Source organism: Staphylococcus sp. GDY8P120P (assembly GCF_017892065.1).
GTDB classification, from domain to species: domain Bacteria; phylum Bacillota; class Bacilli; order Staphylococcales; family Staphylococcaceae; genus Staphylococcus; species Staphylococcus nepalensis.
Genome location: NZ_JAESKI010000029.1, coordinates 1 through 17,959 on the forward strand (window position 1 = coordinate 1; position 17,959 = coordinate 17,959).

Consider the following 17,959-nt stretch of genomic DNA (forward strand, 5'->3'; position numbering starts at 1 on the left):
CACAAATTGGGGTCAGTTCAAAATCTCTAAAAAACAGTTTTTTATCCTACCTCTTTTTTTTATTCATTGATTTTCCTCAAACACCAACTTTTCAAATGCTTCTCTAATTTGTGGTACAGACATACCTACAACAACTTGCACATTTTTACCGCTTTTTACTAAGCCGTGTGCCATTTGCTTATAAGTAAAGTATTCACTATCTTCAACTTTCTCTACGTCTTTTACCGTTAATCTCAGCCGCGTTGTACAATTTGTAACATCTTTAATGTTTTCTTTACCACCCAATCCTTCTAGATAATAGATAGCTTTCCCTTCGAACTCATTGCCTGTCTCTTTATTTTTAACATCATTTGTATCTCCTTTTTTACTTCTATAATCATTTTTACTATATAATTTCATATCCTTTTCTTCCTTTTTACGTCCTGGAAGTGGAATATCAAATTTTAATATTAAAAATCTAAACAAGAGGAAATAAATTGCAGTAAATCCTAGCCCGATAGCAACTTGAATCACATAAGTTAACCAATAGTTTTGCGCTAAAGGTATCCAGTTCGTTGCAAAGAAATCTAATAATCCGCCACCAAAATTTCCTACTAAACCAAACCCATACATTAATGTATCCATTGTGGCTGATAATAACGCATGTAATACAAATAAATACGGTGCAATAAATAAAAATGTAAATTCTAGTGGTTCAGTAATACCTACAACGGTAGCAGTTAATGTTGCTGGAACAAGTAATGCTGCGATTTTCTTTCTGTTTTCTTTCGGCGTAGTTGCATACATTGCTAAAGCGATACCTACTGAACCAAAGACTTTCCCATTACCTTGTAACATAAATCCATATGGGAATAATTCTTTTAAAGGTGTTTTGCTTTTAGCAAATGCATTCACATGTTCAAACCATTCTGCTTTTAAACCATGGTTTACAACTACTGGCCCCACTTCAATCGGAGCATAAATAAAATGATGTAAACCAGTGGGTATCAACACTCTTTCAAGGAAATGATACAACCAAACACCTATATAGCCAGACCCAATAATAAATCCTTGTAGAGAAGAGATGCCGCTTTGAACTGTCGGCCAAACGATACAAGTAATTAAAGCTACAGGTAACATTACAAAAAATGAAATTGTTACTACAAACGTTAAGCCTTGAAACACACCTAACATTTCAGGCAATTTTCTACTATAAAATCTATTATGTATCCATGTCACAATACTAGAAATAATAATACCACCTAAGATATTTGTATCTAAGGTTTCTATTCCTGCAATGGCTTTTAATCCTGTTACATTTTCTACACCCTTTTCTAAATTAGCTCCGAAAGTATGCGGCCATTGTGTAAGTATGGCGTTGATAAATGTATTAAACATTAAATAGCCCATTAAAGCTGCTAATGCAGCATGCCCTGGTGCTTTTTTAGCTAAAGATAAAGGTAATCCCACCACAAACACTACTTCCATATGATTAAATATTGTCCAACCACCAGATTCAATGACAGACCATATTTTGAACCATGTTGTTCCATCTTCTGCTATATTCCCCATAATAGAAGGATTTTTAAACAATGTTGCTAATCCAAGCACAATACCAAAGAATGCGAACATTAAAACAGGTACAATCATGGCGCTCCCGAATCTCTTTATTGCGTTCATGAAGAAACCCTCCTTTTTTAACTCTTTTATGCGTAACTAATCAATATTACAGATTGTTCTAAAATCGTTAGCATCAATTTATATCTTATATTAAAGTAAACGCTTACATTAAAACAATGGTTTGACGCTATTACGAACCATTTTGTACAATAAGATTATATTTTCACGACCTGAAAATTTTTTCAGAAAGCCTGAGGTGACTATTTTGCTTTTAGATGAACGTATTAATAATAACTTTAGTAAATTAAATGAAAATGACTTACAAATCGCTCATTTTATCAATACGCATATACCAGAGTGCAAATCAATGAAAATTCAAGAGCTAGCTACCTTCACCCATGCGTCAAACGCAAGTATCCATCGTTTCACTCGCAAGTTAGGGTTTGATGGATACAGTGACTTTAAATCTTACTTGAAATTCGAAACAGAACAAGTACATCAATTGTCCTCTGATTCGATGGATGCTTTCAAACAAGAAATAGAAAATACATTCACTTATTTAGAACGCGTCGACTATAATCTTGTTACTGATAAAATATACGAAGCAGAAACAATATATTTATATGGGACGGGTTTAGCCCAGATGAATGTAGCGAAAGAAGCACAAAGGATTTTATTAACGATACATAAAAATATTATTGTATTACATGATGTACATGAATTTAAAATGGTTTTAAATAAAGCTTCAGATAGCGATTTGTTCTTTATTATTTCGTTATCCGGAGAATCGATACAATTAACTGATATAACCAATTTACTACAACTACGCCAAAAATATTTTATTTCTATAACAACACTAAAAGATAACACGTTAGCCCAAAAAGCAAATTATAATATTTATGTATCTAGTAATACGTTTTACTTAACAGATGGAATCGACTATTCTAGTTTTATTAGTTACCATATCTTTTTCGAGACACTTTTACGTAAATTTAACGAACGTAAAGAGAAGAAACACCTTAATACTTAAAATTAAATTATAAAAAAAGACTTACAGCCGTTCCCTCAAAATGCCTGCAAGTCTTTTTATTTATACGTTTTTATTAATTAAATTGTAATGGCTACATACTTAAGCTTCTTCTTCATGTTCTTCTAAAGTAGTTTGGAGCTTATCAAATAGCATTTCAAAACCATGCGCAGTGGAATCATGGTATTCCTTTTTCTTTTGTTTGTACTCTAAAGATGTTAATCTGCGTTCTCTAGGTATATAAGCAGTATAACTAAATATCATTTGTGTAATACCTGGTTCTCTTTCAAATATCTCAATTTCAATTGTATCTTCAGAGTCACTCAACTCAGGCATGCCAATTGTCATAACAATATATGCATTAGTATTTAATGTAACATAGGAACCTCTTACTACATTTTCTTTACCTTTACGAACATCAACAATTTCATAACTACCATTTTGTTCAGCATTAACGTCTATAGATTTATTAGTTCGTTCTGTTGTCATAAACCATTGCTTTAGAAAACGTTGATCTGTCCACGCTTGATATACTAATTCAGGTTCAACTTTAAAAAGTCGTTCCAACTGAATCTCCACATACTCATTTTCTACATTATATCTACCCACGATTGTTCACCTACTTTCACTCTTCATACTATTCTAACTTATTATACTAGACTTCTAAACAATAATACCAAGAAATCTCACTATACTTTATTTTCACTATAAAACTGACAACTTATATATTTTATCGTTAATAGTCAGTAAACGTCAAAATTTTCACGCTTTTTATGTTTCGTATATGCGTTTCTTAGTATATTATCTCACAACTCATATGCTTATATAAGAAAAAGGGAGAGCCATCAGTCTCTGCTTAAATTTAAACCTGACGCCCCCCATATTATTATTTATTTAATTTTGGTATTCTGAAGAAAATAGCAATCAATCCACAAACACCTAAAATGATAGGATAAATGGCATACGGTGCCAAAGCGATTGGTGAAATGGATGCAACACCGGCTGCAGCTATAACTTGTGGGCTATATGGTAATAACCCTTGAAAACAACTTGCAAATATATCTAAAATACTTGCAGACTTTCTAGAATCAATATCATATTCATCTGCTATATTCTTAGCTAATGGCCCCGCCATTAATATAGAAATAGTGTTATTTGCAGTTGAAATATCAGCAGCACTTACTAATCCTGCAATACCTAATTCTGCACCACGTTTAGATTTTACTCTATTACGCACAAAATTTAATAGCCACGTTATGCCACCATTATGTTGAATCAAGGCTACGAGGCCACCAATGAGTAATGCGATAATAGCGATATCTTCCATGCCAATAATCCCTTTAGATACAGAGCTAAGTAATCCTGACCAACTGAAAGAACCATCAACAAGCCCTATAATTGCAGACAAGACCGTGCCGCCAATCAACACAATAATAACGTTAATTCCTGCAAGTGCTAATATTAATACTAAAATGTATGGAATCACTTTAATAAAGTTATAATCATATGCTTTAGTAGCGTCTATTTGGGCACTATGTGTTAAAAACCAAAGCACAATCATTGTAAATATAGCACCAGGTAATACAATTTTGATATTCACTTTAAATTTGTCGCTCATTTTCGTCTTTTGAGTACGAACAGCAGCAATGGTTGTATCAGAAATCATAGATAAATTATCGCCGAACATCGCACCACCGACTACTGTAGCCATAGTTAATGCAGCAGATACATCTGTCGCTTGACTCAAACCAAAACCAACCGGTGCAATTGCTGCCACAGTACCAACAGAAGTGCCCATCGATAAAGAAACAAACATACATATAATAAATAAACCTACTATAATTAAATTTTCAGGAATAAACGACAGACCTAAATTAACAGTAGACGTAACACCACCCATATCTTCTGTCGTCTGAGAAAATGCACCTGCAAGCAAGAATATTAACATCATTAAAATAATGTTTGAGTGTCCTGCGCCTTTGGTAAATACATCTACCTTTTTTTGAAAAGTTTCTTTTCTATTCATTAATAAACCGATAATTGAAGCTACTACTATAGCTACATTTAAAGGCATAATTGAAAAGTCACCTGTAATAAGTCCTACACCTAAAAATATCCCAACAAATATAATTAAAGGTACAAGCGCCCATGCGTTCCCTTTTTTTGTCTCCGTCATACAAAACCAACTTTCTTTAGTAATTACTATGATAATAAATCTCATATTATTCTTTAATATATACCTACAATAAAAAAACTCTTTTCTTATAGAAGAAAAGAGTAAGTCATTACATCTTCATCTTATCTTCTAGCACATATTAGGCTACTGGAATTGGCACACGCGTCATCATGTTGCCGAAGTTTCAAAGGGCCAGTCCCTCCACTTCTCTTGATAAGTTATTTTATTCATTGTATTACAGTACACTATTAATAATACTTCGTCAATTGTATACTTTCAACATTAAAATAATATGTTTATTAGTCATTATTCAGTTGGTCTAACGATTGTGAATGTGTCTCCTATAGAAGCATAATCATTACCTGCTAAGCGACAGACTGCGTTTAGTGCTTCACTATCTATTTTACTATCTTCAAAATAGACATCTTCATCAATATGAAACATCACTACTTCACCAATAATTAAATCTGAACCTTCTTCTGTATCTCCTAACGGAATCAGCCTTTCAAGCTTACATTCCATACGGATCTTAGATTGTTCAATACCAGGGATAGGTATAAGTTCCGATTCAACAAGTGATAATTCTGTTCTTTCTAATTCATTGTCTTGTCGATTGATTGGTGCTGCTGTACGATTGACTTGTTCTACTGTTGTCTCATCCGTTATATGTACAACAAAGCTTCCCATTTCTTCGATATTCAGTGAGGTATCTTTTCGTTTACCACCGAAACGACCTGTTGAAATCATCACCATTGGCGGGGCGCTACTTACCACATTAAAGAAACTAAACGGCGCTGCATTTAAGTTACCGTCTCGATCTTGTGAAGTAACAAAAGCAATAGGTCTAGGTATAATACTCCCACTCAATAATTTATAATTTTGTTTTTTTGACAAATCACTTGTTTTTAAATGTTTCATAAAATTCGCCTTACCTTTCATAAATAAAAAACGGCTATAACAAAAGTGTATAGCTCGAGTAAGTATTTTAAAACTTTCTACACTTTGAAATAGCCATCTTGTCATTGAATTAATCTAATTGGGTGCCGCCTGTAACACCATAAACTTGGCCTGTTGTATAACTTGATTCTTCAGCAGCTAAATGGACGTAGACGCCTGATAATTCTACGGGTTGCCCCGCTCTGCCTAACACTTCTTTTTGTCCAAATGTTGGGATTTTTGATTGTGGTTGTCCACCCGAAATTTGAAGCGGTGACCAAAATGGCCCTGGCGCTACACAATTGACACGTATGCCTTTTGCACCAAGCTCTTCTGATAAACTTTTAGTCAATGAAATAATTGCTGCTTTTGAAGCCGCGTAATCATGTAAAATTGGACTTGGGTTATAACCTTGAACTGATGACGTTGTCGTAATAGTTGCCCCTGGCTCAAGGTAATCTATCGCCTTTTGGACAGTCCAAAATATAGGGTAAACATTCGTCTCAAACGTATCAGTAAAGGAAGCTGTATCAAATGCTTTGATACTATCTCTGTACTGCTGATGACCTGCTACGAGTGTAACATTATCTAAGCCGCCTAGCTGTGCATATGCTTGCTCAACTAAGTCATAATTAAATTGCTCATTACGAATATCTCCAGGAATCAAGACAGCTTTTCTACCCGCTTCTTCTATAACTTGTTGCACTTCTTCAGCATCCACTTGTTCAGCTGGAAGATAATTAATCGCAACATCAGCGCCTTCTTTAGCATAAGCAATAGCTGCTGCTCTTCCAATAGCTGAATCTCCACCTGTCACTAACATCTTGTAATTTTTCAATCTGCCGTGACCAGTATAAGATGTTTCGCCACAATCTGGTTTTGGATTCAATTCTTTTTGTAAACCAGGAATCGGTTGCTCTTGTTGAGGAAAATCTGCATTTGAGTATTTCGTTCTAGGATCTTGCGCTGCCATTTATAACACTCCTTAAAAGATAATGATTATAAATATGCTTTACCCAAGTTTAACAGTATTTAACACATATTTTTAAATCTAAGACTCATTCAATAATTTTTGAACAAAGGTCACAAAATAATCAGGTACTTTTTCTAAAATACGTTCATCTGGATCATATTTTGGATGATGTAAGTCATACGCACTATTTGAGCCAATAAACACAAACACACTTGGATATTGACTTGAAAAACCTGAGAAATCTTCGCCAATTGTTAATGGTTGTTCCATCAGATTCACGTTATAACCAACCTGTTTTGCAACATTCACTGCGTCATCAGTTAACTTTTCGTCATTCATCACAGCACCTGGTAATCGGAAGTATGTGGTCTCAATTTCAACGCCAAATACTTCAGACAGCCCTTTACCAATAGCGCTTAAACGCTGTTCAATAAATGAACGCACTTGCTCATCAAAACTACGCACTGTTCCTTGTACATAAGCTTGATCTGCAATCACATTCCACGTATTACCACAAGAAACTTCGCCAATTGTAACAACTGCATTATCAAACGCGGATAAGTTCCTACTCACAATTGTTTGAACGCTATTGATTAACTGTCCTAAAACAATGATTGGATCATTTCCTTGTTCAGGTTTGGCAGCATGTGCGCCTTTACCTTTAATCTTAAATTCGAAACGATCGACAGATGATGTCACTGCACCAGGTTTCACCGCAAAGTCTCCAATGTTTAAAGTCGGATAATTATGGTAGCCAAGTACTGCTTTCACACCATCAAGCGCCCCCGTTTCTGCTAATTTCACAGCGCCATGTCCTAATTCTTCAGCAGGTTGGAAGATAAAACGAACGCGTCCTTTTAATTGATCTTCTATCTCTTTTAATCTTGTTGCTACAGCTAAAATACTCGCCATATGAATGTCATGACCACAAGCATGCATAATACCTTCATTCGTGGAGGTGAACTCATGCATAACTTCTTCATTAATTGGTAAAGCATCTATATCGGACCTCACTGCTACAAATGTATCTCCTTGGCCAACTTCAGCGATTAAGCCTGTTTCCAAAGGTAGATCTAATATTTTTATTTCATAAGATTCTAAAATACGTTTCAATCTCTTAGTCGTTTCGTACTCATTATCTGACAGTTCTGGGAACTGATGAAATGTGCGTCTCCATTTTACGTAATCTTCATATTGTGGCATTATGCGTCACGTCCTTTCTTGTTTTTAAATCGGTTATATAAATAATACAGTAGTGTTACAATGACAACACCTATGGCTAAATTATTTGAAATTAAAATAAATACCATCGTTAACAACACCATCAAGCCATGTACTAGCGGTGCTTTTTTTATAAAAGGTAGCGTGCGTCGATCAAAAGTATTTAATGAAATTGTAATCAGTACCGTAGCTAATACTGCCATGGGGATATGTCCAATAATTTCGCCGAAAACAAATAAACTTACCAATAAAAAGCTACCGGTAATCAAAGTAGACATCCTAGAATTTGCGCCCATGGTTACATTAAATCGAGATTGTCCGACAAGTGCACTACCTCCATAACCGCCAAACAAACCAACTATAAAATTGGCGATACCTTGGCCTATGGTTTCTTTATTTTTATCACTAGGCGTATCTGTAACTCCGTCCATAATACGTGCAGTTAATGTATTTTGGACGATAGCTACAACAGCCATCATTAAACCGTATAGCATGCTTATTAAAATAAAACTCATGTCGAATATTTCATGTGGAATCTCCGGCATTGGTATCTTACTATGTATTGGCGTTAAATCATATACATATTCGATATTGGGGTTTAGTAGCCAAGCAAATACGGTTAAAACAATAATGGCTATTAAAGGGGCAGGTATCAGCCTAATATATTGGTTACCCAACCAAATCATCATAAAAGAGATCAGCGCAACTATATAGGTTGCTAATGAAATACCTAAAATATGCTCTAATTGTGAAGTAAATATTAATATACCTAAGGCATTCATAAATCCTATAGTCACACCCGTGGGTATAAAATTTAGCAACTTATTAATATGACACATACCACATATCATTTGAATCATTCCCATAAATAATGTTGCTAAAATAACTGCTTGCATACCATGACTTGCTGCTAAAGGCGCCACTACTAAAGAAACACCGCTACTTGGAGCTGAAACCATTAATGTTCTATTACCAGTAATACTGATCACAAGCATCATTAACCCAGTACTCAACATCCCAATAGTAGGATTTACGCCTGCTGTAAAAGAAAATGCGATTGCGCCAGGAAGCAACGCCAGTCCAAGTAAAATGCCTGTCAGCATATTTTGAATGATATTACCTTTCCATTGGTCAATATATCCAATTTTAGTCACGACTCAAGTCACCCCCAACCCCTTTAATGACTATAATATCATAATTGTCAAAATATTTTTTCAATTTAATTTCTCAGAATCATTTGTTGCAAATAGTCAAAATAAGCACACAAAACTTAAATAAATTTAATAGAAAAAAGCGAGAGAAAAATCAAACTGCTTCATTTGATTTTATCTTCTCGCTCTGCATCATTAACTCGCTTTTATTTTTTAAATTTTAATTTGATTATCAAAAAGTATTTCCCCATCCTTGATTACTTTTTCGGCATGATTGATACCATAATGGTAAGGAATATATTCATGATTAGGGGCATCCCAAATAACAATATTTGCTTTATCACCTTTGTTTATTGTACCTGCCTCAACATCAATAGCTTTAGCTGCATTCACTGTCACTGCATTCCAAATTTCATTTGGAGATAATTTTAATTTTAACGCTGCAATTGACATGACCAACTGTAAATTATTTGTCACACAACTGCCTGGATTAAAGTCTGTAGCTATAGCAATGGCACCATTGTTATCTAACATACCTCTTGCATCGGCATATGTTTCCTTACCTAAATAAAAAGTTGTCCCTGGTAGTAACACTGCCACCGTATCGCTATTTTTAAGTTTCGCTTTACCTTCCGCGCTAGAAGCAACTAAATGATCTGCGGAAATCGCATTTTCTTCAATTGCAAGTTCTAAACCACCTAAAGGGTCGATTTCATCAGCATGTATTTTAACATCAAAACCTTGTTTTTTAGCTGCTTCCATGTAAGTTTTAGACTCTTCTACAGTAAACACTCCGGTTTCGCAAAATATATCTGCAAAATCTGCATATGCTTTAACTTCTGGTAATAAATCTATCATTTCTTGTAAAAAGGCTTGGTTAGATTTAGCGTCTTTTGGCACCGCATGGGGGCCAAGAAATGTATGTTTCATATCTAAATTATATTTTTCTGCTAATCGATTGGACACACGTAATTGTTTCAATTCATTTTCTTTATCTAAACCATAACCACTTTTACTTTCTACAGCTAAGACGCCATGTTGTATCATAGTTAGTAAATTTTTTTCAGCTTTTTCAAAAAGTTCATCTTCCGTTGCTTTGCGTGTTGCTTCTACGGTAGAAAGTATGCCGCCGCCTTGTTCAAGAATCTCTAAATAAGAAACCCCTTGACGCTTCAGTGACATTTCATGTTCCCTAGAACCACCATGTACAAGATGTGTGTGCGCTTCTACTAGTGCAGGTGAAACCACTTTTCCAGTGGCGTCAATTGTGTCAGTCGCTTGATATGCTTCAGTATGTTCGCCTGAGTAAATGACTTTGCCATCTTTAATCACCACTGTGCCATTTTCAATGATTTTCAAGTCGTTTAATTCTTTACCTTTTAAAGGTCTTTCTGTAGATTTCGGCAAAATTAATTGTTTAATATTTTGAATGATTAAGTCGTTCATTTTATATCTCCTTTACCCGTAATCATTGGAATGTGAATCCCTTTTTCTTTAGCTACTTCAATAGCTGATTCATAACCAGCATCTGCATGCCTTACTACTCCCATACCCGGATCTGTAGTTAATACACGACCTAAACGTTTGTCCGCGCGTTCTGAACCATCAGCGACAACAACCATACCAGCGTGTAATGAATAGCCCATGCCTACGCCGCCACCATGATGGAAGGATATCCAAGAACCACCTGCTGCAGTATTAATTAATGCGTTTAATATAGCCCAATCGCCAACAGCATCTGAACCGTCTTGCATACCTTCTGTTTCACGATTTGGACTTGCTACTGAACCGGAGTCCAAATGGTCACGGCCAATAACAATCGGCGCAGAAATTTCACCTTCACGTACAAGTCGATTTAATGCTAATCCCATTTTTGCACGTTCACCATAACCTAACCACGCAATACGAGATGGTAGTCCTTGGAATGCAATTTTTTCTTGCGCCAAATTTAACCAACGGATGAGTTTTTCATTTTCTGGGAATAATCTTCGCATTTCTTCATCGGCACGTTCAATATCTTTAGGATCGCCACTTAACGCTGCAAATCTAAATGGCCCTTTACCTTCACAGAATAAAGGTCTAATATAAGCAGGCACAAAACCTGGAAAATCAAAAGCATTTTCTAAACCATTATTAAAGGCAACTTGTCTAATATTATTACCATAGTCAAATGCCACTGCACCCCGTTTTTGGAATTCAAGCATCAGTGCTACATGTTTATGCATAGATGCTTGTGATGCTTTCACATATTCTTTCGGATTTTTATTTCTTAATGCACTAGCTTCTTCTAACGTATAACCTTGAGGGATGTAACCATTTAAAGGATCATGTGCGCTTGTTTGGTCTGTAATAATATCTATCTTAAATCCTCTGTCTAAAATGGCTTGATGCACCTCTACTGCATTGCCAACTAATCCAATGGATAAAGGCTTGCCTTGTTTACGAGCATCTTCAGCTAAATTTAATGCCTCGTCTAAATTTTTAGTTTTTACATCGCAGTACCGAGTATCAATACGTTTATCAATACGTGTTTCATCTACATCGACACCGATAACAACACCGCCATTCATTGTAACTGCCAATGGTTGGGCGCCACCCATGCCTCCGAGACCAGCTGTTAACGTTATTGTGCCATTTAATTTACCACTGTAGTGTTGGTTTGCTAGTTCACCAAAGGTTTCATACGTGCCCTGTACGATACCTTGCGAACCTATGTAAATCCAACTACCTGCAGTCATTTGACCATACATCATTAATCCTTTTTTATCTAATTCATTAAAATGATCCCAATTAGCCCATTCAGGCACAAGCACAGAATTGGAAAGTAGTACGCGTGGCGCTTCTTCATGTGTCTTAAATACAGCTACCGGTTTACCAGATTGTACTAACATTGTTTCATCCGCTTCTAATGAACGTAATGTTTCTTCAATCGCTTCGAATGCTTTCCAGTTACGTGCCGCTTTGCCAATGCCACCATATACCACTAGATCTTCAGGTTTTTCTGCAACTTCTGGATCTAAATTGTTATATAACATGCGTAATACAGCCTCTTGTTCCCAACCTTTACATTCAATCTCTAAACCTTTTTTTGCTTTAATTTTTCTCATGAAAAATCACTCCTTCGTCTACTATAATTCAACCTTTGTTTTAATATTTAAAAAATCCACAATGCAAACGGAATCGTAATTAACAGTGTAAACACGACTCTTTCGAACCAAATAAGTACGAGTTTCCATACCGAAATTTTAATTTCAGTAGATAGAATCACGGGCACAACACTGGAGAAAAAGATGATTGCTGAAACACTCATCACTGCAACTGTAAACCTTGTAGCTAAATCTGCAGATTGTGCAATGGCAGCAGGTAATAACATCTCAACTATCGAAATCGTAGAAGCTTGAGCCAATACTGAAATGTTCTCTACTGGAAATATACTTATAAAAGGATAAAAGATGTATGAAATATACTCGATAACAGGGGTATATTCTGTAATAATTAATCCTAAAAAACCAATAGACATAATAGATGGTAAAATAGCTATCGTCATTATGACCCCATCACGTAAATTCTCAATAACATTTTCTATTAGTGTCTTAGATTGTTTTACAGCTAATTTTGCTTCTAACCAAGATTCTTTTAACAATGGCATATCTCTACGAATTTCTTTTTTATAAGATTGGTTTTCGTACGTTGTCTTTTTTTCAAATCTTATAGGCGGGAGTTGTACAGTAATGGCAGTAACAATAAATGTCACTACTAATGTAAACCAAAAATATAAATTCCAATGCTGAATGATGCCTAATGTGTTAGCTACGATAATCATAAATGTAGCTGATACTGTTGAAAAACCTGTCGCTACGACGACTGCTTCCTTATGCGTGTAGCCACCACTTTTGTAGACTTTGTTTGTAATGAGTAAACCAATAGAATAACTACCAACAAACGAAGCGACCGCGTCGACCGCTGATTTACCAGGTGTCTTAAATATAGGTCTCATAATTGGGCGACAAATTACGCCGATAAATTCTAACAAACCAAAACCTACTAAAAATGATAAAAATATTGCTCCTATAGGAATTAATACACTTAATGGTATTGCCAACTTCTCGTATAAAAACGGGCCAATATTATCTTTTAATACAAATGCTGGTCCGACATTGAATACAACCATGAAAGCAATAAATATTCCTATAACTTTAAAAAAACTAAATATCATACTTGTTTTCGATTCATTCCAACGTTGATTGATAAACGGATGAATTGCGCCAATGATGATTAAAACCAATACATAATATGGAAGTACTGGTTTAACCAATAGTGTTATCCACTGCACAATATGATCAATCATTATGGTAGATTGTCCATAAATCGATATTGGAACAAAGAAAAAAATAACGCCAATCAAGCTATAAATAAAAAATCTCCACATGTACTTCACGCCCTTCACATGAAAGTACGACTCCCTCTATATTTAAAAGTATAATATGTTATTATATAGACTACCAATATCAATAAACTAATTATTAATAGCTTAAAGCTATAAATAAGCATATATCTAGGGGAGTGATGTTATTTTGAAAATAATTCAATTGGAATATTTTATCGCCGTCGTAAAATATAATAGTTTTACAAAGGCCGCTGATTTCTTACATATCAGTCAGCCATCTCTAACAAATACAATTAAAAAAATTGAAGCTGATTTAGGTTATGATTTATTTTTAAGAACTACAAAAGATATAAAAATCACAGAAAAAGGTATTCATTTCTATAATTATGCTGTCCAACTTGTACAAAATTATCACCAAACGCTTGAAAAAATGTATGACTTAAATATGGGTCATGCACCTAAAATAAAATTATCAATTCTAGAATCTTCAAATCAATGGGTTTCACAAGTGGTTGCAATGCATCAAAAACAGTACCAAGATCAAACGTACCTTGCTTCAGAAGTACACGATCAGAGTACCATATTAGAGCGATTATTAAATTTTGAAAATCATCTCGGACTAACAAATGAACAAATTGTGCATGATGATATCCATTCTATTCCTTTATACGAAGAATCTTATGTATTAATCACGCCTAAAGATACATTCCCTAATCGCAACAAAGTTTCGATTAAGTCTTTACCCCTTATCTTACCAACAAAAGGTTCCCAAGTACGTAAACATCTTGATGATTATTTTAATCGCTTAAATATTCATCCTAATATCATCATAGAGGCTGACCGGTTTGAAGCTTCAACTAATTTTGTACATCGAGGTTTAGGTTATGCAATTATCCCTCGTGTCTATTATCAATCTTTCAATGCTAGAGACTTAGACGCCATAGAAATCAAACCTACCCTTAGTCGCTCTATTTACATTAATTACTTAAAAAAAAGAAAGCACCCTGAACGTGTGCTTTCTTTTATAGACTTATGCATTTATTACTGGAATATTAAAGAATAAAATGATGTAAAAAATTAGCTGATAGTTTGGCAGTGCGGTTATCGACATCATATTTAGGATTTGTTTCAGCAATACTAATTGTTGAAACTTTTTCATTTGGTATAATACGTTTGGCTAACTCAAGCACGATATGTGGAAATAACCCTAAGACACCATTTGCGCTGACACCAGGTGCAAATGCGCTATCTATGACATCCATACATATTGTAAACATGATGACATCATGATCATGTATAAAACGTTCCACTTTGTCTTTTATAGGAGGAGAAATTTGATGCAGTAATTCGTCGGCATACACAAAGCCGATGTCTTTTTCTTCTGCATAATCAAATAATCCTTGTGTGTTACCACTTTGTTGAATACCTAAAACCAAATAATCTGCCTTTTGATCCTGTTCTAAAATTTGTCTGAAACTTGTACCAGAAGTTGACTGTGGCTCTAACCTTGTATCAAAATGAGCATCAATATTAATAACACCTAAAGATGCTTCTGAGTGCGCCTCCCTTACACCTAGGTATTGCGCATAAGCAATATCGTGCCCACCTCCTAATAGGAAAGTTTGCTTGTGTCTCTGAATTGAAGTTGCCACATATTGTGCAAATTCTTTTTGGGTTTCTTCTAAAGTATCATGATCGTGCTCAACATTACCATAATCGTAGACATTGCTCTTTCTCAAGTCGGGTAAATTGGCCAAAATTTTTTTTATCGCATCAGGACCTTCTTTTGCGCCTAACCTTCCTTTGTTCAATTCAACACCTTTATCAACTGCATAACCTAATAAACCTATCCCTTGACGAGATTCATTGAAATGGTCATTGATATTACGAAAGTTCACTGTTTGAAAGTATCTAAACTGAGATTCATCTGTTTCACTGTCCACTCTTCCTGTCCATAGTTCAGGTTGTGCTAACTTATACATAGTTCTCCTCCTTTTAAAACTATATCCACACTTAAAAGTATACGCTTACATTTATCTCAATTCAATTTATCCTTTTATTTACCCAAAAATAACGATATTAATTTTGAAAATAGCTTTTAATATTTCATTTAGATGTTTGTTTTAGCATTACTATTACATTTCAATGATAAATATCTAAATTTAATTTATTTCTGAAAGATAAGTATGTATAATTGGTGATAAATGATTTTCTGAACCCTAATGGAGGTTACATAATGAATAAACAACGTATATCAGGTTTTCAATGGGCCATAATGATTTTTATTTTCTTTATTATCGCTTATGCAGCTCCTATTATACTAAAAGATTTACAAGGTACAATATCACTAAAAACATTTGTGTTTGATTTAAGTTCTACAGCGCCATTTATCGCTGCGCTTGTTTGTATCATCGTTTTTAGCAAACGTAAAACGCAACTAGGAGGCTTGAAGCTTACTATAAATTTAAAAGTGATTGAGCGATTTATTTTAGCGCTTATTTTACCACTAGCAATATTTCTCCTAGCAATGGTAAGTTTTAATGTTTTTGCTGATAGTTTCGTTTTATTACAGACAGAAGATTTATCTGTATCCATAACGTCGATTATCATAGGACAACTTGTTATGGCGTTCTTAATAGAATTTGGTTTCCGTTCTTATTTACAAAACATTGTAGAAACAAAGATGAATACATTCTTTGCCTCAATTATCGTAGGTATCATGTATTCGATTTGGAATATTAATGTCGCTTTTAGTTTTGAGTACACATTATACGGCTTGTTATATACATTCGCTTTCTCTATGATTATTGGAGAATTAATCCGCGCTACTAAAGGTCGTACGATATATATTGCAACTATATTCCATGCTGCAATGTCATTCGGTCTTGTTTTCTTATTTAATGAAGAATTAGGTAGTGTATTCGCAATGAAAGTTATTGCATTATCTACTTCAGCAGTTGCGATCGTCTATATTTTATTAAGTATCATTATTCGTACTATCCTTTATTTCTTTACAAAACGAAATTTAGACGAAGTTGATACTAATAATTACCTAGATCATGTAAATGAGTATTCAGAAAATGAGAACCAACAGTTCAATAAAGATGATGAAACAATTGAGCATGTATCTAGTGAAAATCAAATCACATCAGATGATGAGACCGCAACTAAAAATAACAGTGTTAATACCGACGCAACATCCACTGATAAAACAGATTTAAAGGATACTGAGTCAGAAAGTGCGTCTGAACAAACCGTTACGAACAACACATATGATAATCAACAAGAAACAAATCACGATGCTAGTCGCAACAATATTATAAGTCAGCATACACCTAAATCAACAAATCAAAATCATCAACAAAGTCAAGATGATATTGAAACTCACGCAAATAGTGCTGTTGAAAACTCTACTGAGAAAGCACATCCTGAGGAAGCATCAGAACCAACAACAGACAATATGGGTGATAGCTACGCAACGCATCAAAATACACAATATAATGATAAAAAACCATCACGGTCACCTTTCAAACATAAAAATGACCACCGTCGCTAACTAAAAAAAGCAGGTTACTCTAACTATGATTTAAGATAAAATGTTGTATTTACATCACTATCCAAATATTTCAGTTAGATAACCTGCTTTTGTTATATTTTATAATACGTCGTTTGATTTATTTAAAATTCTAACGCCATTTTGAGTTCCTATAATAACTTGATCCGTTACATCAATAAAATATCCTGTTTCTAAAACGCCTACCAAGTGAATTAAAAATTCATGCATTTCATAAGGATCAATCCCTGAATGTAACGCTACGTCAAGAATATAATTGCCGTTATCAGTAATAAACGGCACGTCATCGACCATCCGACGTTTCACTTTTAGATTGTCATATGCTGCGATTTTTTTAGAAACTAATAACCAATTAAATTTATCCACTTCGACAGGCAATTTAAATGTTTGACCCAAATAATCAACACATTTAGATTCGTCTATTAAAACAATAAATGTTTCAGCCATAGCGTCAATCACTTTTTCTCTAAATAGTGCACCGCCACCGCCTTTGATTAAATTCAAATGGTTATCTACTTCGTCTGCGCCGTCTATTGCGATGTCTATTTTGCTCACGTCATTAACGTCAACCACTCGAACACCTAATTCTTTAGCGATATATGCTGTTTTATTAGAGGTGCACACACCCGTAATCTCAATCTGTTCATGGTTCATTTTCTCAGCTAGTTTTGGGACAAGCAACTCTATCGTTGAACCAGAGCCAATTCCGACAACCAAACCATCTTCGATTTGGTTTAACGCGTCATTAAATGTACTAATTTTCAACTGTTTCGTATCCATAATGCGTCCCCTTTACATAACGTTCTTTTACCTATATTGTACATGAGATTGAAAAAAATAAATAGTTAAAAAAACAAGTACAAATTTAAATATATATATTCTTGCATATTCAAATAAGTGTTTTACAATAATTAT

General features: G+C 34.5%; 15 protein-coding genes and 1 riboswitch. Of the genes, 3 read left to right on the plus strand and 12 right to left on the minus strand.

The features are described 5' to 3' along the window. Positions 1 to 63: 63 nt before the first annotated feature. Entirely contained in the window at positions 64 to 1,659 is a 1,596-nt protein-coding gene (locus tag KA900_RS13540; RefSeq protein WP_210139764.1) for an alpha-glucoside-specific PTS transporter subunit IIBC, read from the minus strand. 205 nt (positions 1,660 to 1,864) lie between these two features. Between KA900_RS13540 and KA900_RS13545 the strand changes: the two genes are divergently transcribed. Beyond that, positions 1,865 to 2,629: a MurR/RpiR family transcriptional regulator gene (locus KA900_RS13545; protein WP_096808602.1), complete on the plus strand. Its 765-nt coding sequence runs from the start codon at positions 1,865 to 1,867 to the stop codon at positions 2,627 to 2,629. Between the two features lie 99 nt (positions 2,630 to 2,728). On the opposite strand, the gene KA900_RS13550 is transcribed toward KA900_RS13545, so the two are convergent. From KA900_RS13550 to KA900_RS13590, 9 genes are all read right to left on the minus strand, one after another. Beyond that, positions 2,729 to 3,235, minus strand: coding sequence for an SRPBCC family protein (locus tag KA900_RS13550; RefSeq protein ID WP_115341991.1), 507 nt, complete (start codon positions 3,233 to 3,235; stop codon positions 2,729 to 2,731). A 277-nt stretch (positions 3,236 to 3,512) separates the two neighbouring features. Then, entirely contained in the window at positions 3,513 to 4,802 is a 1,290-nt protein-coding gene (locus tag KA900_RS13555; protein WP_096811198.1) for a Na+/H+ antiporter NhaC family protein, read from the minus strand. Between the two features lie 119 nt (positions 4,803 to 4,921). Then, positions 4,922 to 5,022, minus strand: a riboswitch (SAM riboswitch). A gap of 86 nt (positions 5,023 to 5,108) precedes the next feature. Beyond that, the gene (locus KA900_RS13560; protein ID WP_103372780.1) at positions 5,109 to 5,720 is read right to left on the minus strand and encodes a flavin reductase family protein; all 612 of its coding nucleotides are present in this window, start codon (positions 5,718 to 5,720) and stop codon (positions 5,109 to 5,111) included. Positions 5,721 to 5,829: 109 nt separating this feature from the next. Further along, entirely contained in the window at positions 5,830 to 6,711 is an 882-nt protein-coding gene (locus KA900_RS13565) for an SDR family oxidoreductase (protein ID WP_107644417.1), read from the minus strand. 78 nt (positions 6,712 to 6,789) lie between these two features. Beyond that, on the minus strand, positions 6,790 to 7,914 hold the full coding sequence (locus KA900_RS13570; RefSeq protein WP_096808598.1) for an amidohydrolase: 1,125 nt from the start codon (positions 7,912 to 7,914) through the stop codon (positions 6,790 to 6,792). Beyond that, positions 7,914 to 9,035: a SulP family inorganic anion transporter gene (locus tag KA900_RS13575; protein ID WP_210139765.1), complete on the minus strand. Its 1,122-nt coding sequence runs from the start codon at positions 9,033 to 9,035 to the stop codon at positions 7,914 to 7,916. The genes KA900_RS13570 and KA900_RS13575 overlap by 1 nt, the downstream gene beginning before the upstream one ends. A 261-nt stretch (positions 9,036 to 9,296) precedes the next feature. Continuing rightward, positions 9,297 to 10,529 carry an imidazolonepropionase gene (gene hutI, locus KA900_RS13580; protein ID WP_096808596.1) on the minus strand — a complete coding sequence of 411 codons (1,233 nt, stop codon included), beginning with the start codon at positions 10,527 to 10,529 and terminating at the stop codon, positions 9,297 to 9,299. Continuing rightward, complete coding sequence (hutU, locus tag KA900_RS13585) at positions 10,526 to 12,190, minus strand: urocanate hydratase (protein WP_103372778.1); 1,665 nt, start codon at positions 12,188 to 12,190, stop codon at positions 10,526 to 10,528. The genes hutI and hutU overlap by 4 nt, the downstream gene beginning before the upstream one ends. Before the next feature lie 47 nt (positions 12,191 to 12,237). Further along, positions 12,238 to 13,512 (minus strand): YjiH family protein, encoded by a 1,275-nt coding sequence (locus KA900_RS13590; RefSeq protein ID WP_103372777.1) that lies wholly within the window; start codon positions 13,510 to 13,512, stop codon positions 12,238 to 12,240. Positions 13,513 to 13,657: 145 nt separating this feature from the next. Here KA900_RS13590 and KA900_RS13595 point away from each other — a divergent pair, with 145 nt between their 5' ends. Continuing rightward, on the plus strand, positions 13,658 to 14,533 hold the full coding sequence (locus tag KA900_RS13595; RefSeq protein ID WP_103372776.1) for a LysR family transcriptional regulator: 876 nt from the start codon (positions 13,658 to 13,660) through the stop codon (positions 14,531 to 14,533). On the opposite strand, the gene hutG is transcribed toward KA900_RS13595, so the two are convergent. Beyond that, on the minus strand, positions 14,523 to 15,452 hold the full coding sequence (gene hutG / locus KA900_RS13600) for a formimidoylglutamase (protein ID WP_096808592.1): 930 nt from the start codon (positions 15,450 to 15,452) through the stop codon (positions 14,523 to 14,525). The two genes, KA900_RS13595 and hutG, sit on opposite strands and share 11 nt — an antisense overlap. 254 nt (positions 15,453 to 15,706) lie before the next feature. Here hutG and sdpC point away from each other — a divergent pair, with 254 nt between their 5' ends. Continuing rightward, positions 15,707 to 17,026 (plus strand): peptidoglycan release complex CPBP-like subunit SdpC, encoded by a 1,320-nt coding sequence (gene sdpC, locus KA900_RS13605; RefSeq protein ID WP_103372775.1) that lies wholly within the window; start codon positions 15,707 to 15,709, stop codon positions 17,024 to 17,026. A 99-nt stretch (positions 17,027 to 17,125) separates the two neighbouring features. Here the strand turns inward: sdpC and KA900_RS13610 are convergent, their stop codons facing one another. Continuing rightward, positions 17,126 to 17,827, minus strand: a complete 702-nt coding sequence (locus KA900_RS13610) for a ribose 5-phosphate isomerase A (protein WP_210139766.1) — start codon at positions 17,825 to 17,827, stop codon at positions 17,126 to 17,128. Positions 17,828 to 17,959 lie beyond the last annotated feature (132 nt).

Bases quoted from the DNA above. Each gene is read 5' to 3' on its own strand.
- KA900_RS13540 (WP_210139764.1), bottom strand. From the start codon at position 1,659: ATGAACGCAATAAAGAGATTCGGGAGCGCCATGATTGTACCTGTTTTA.
- KA900_RS13555 (WP_096811198.1), bottom strand. From the start codon at position 4,802: ATGACGGAGACAAAAAAAGGGAACGCATGGGCGCTTGTACCTTTAATT.
- KA900_RS13560 (WP_103372780.1), bottom strand. From the start codon at position 5,720: ATGAAACATTTAAAAACAAGTGATTTGTCAAAAAAACAAAATTATAAA.
- KA900_RS13565 (WP_107644417.1), bottom strand. From the start codon at position 6,711: ATGGCAGCGCAAGATCCTAGAACGAAATACTCAAATGCAGATTTTCCT.
- KA900_RS13570 (WP_096808598.1), bottom strand. From the start codon at position 7,914: ATGCCACAATATGAAGATTACGTAAAATGGAGACGCACATTTCATCAG.
- KA900_RS13575 (WP_210139765.1), bottom strand. From the start codon at position 9,035: ATGCTGACAGGCATTTTACTTGGACTGGCGTTGCTTCCTGGCGCAATC.
- hutI (WP_096808596.1), bottom strand. From the start codon at position 10,529: ATGAACGACTTAATCATTCAAAATATTAAACAATTAATTTTGCCGAAA.
- hutU (WP_103372778.1), bottom strand. From the start codon at position 12,190: ATGAGAAAAATTAAAGCAAAAAAAGGTTTAGAGATTGAATGTAAAGGT.
- KA900_RS13590 (WP_103372777.1), bottom strand. From the start codon at position 13,512: ATGTGGAGATTTTTTATTTATAGCTTGATTGGCGTTATTTTTTTCTTT.
- hutG (WP_096808592.1), bottom strand. From the start codon at position 15,452: ATGTATAAGTTAGCACAACCTGAACTATGGACAGGAAGAGTGGACAGT.
- sdpC (WP_103372775.1), top strand. From the start codon at position 15,707: ATGAATAAACAACGTATATCAGGTTTTCAATGGGCCATAATGATTTTT.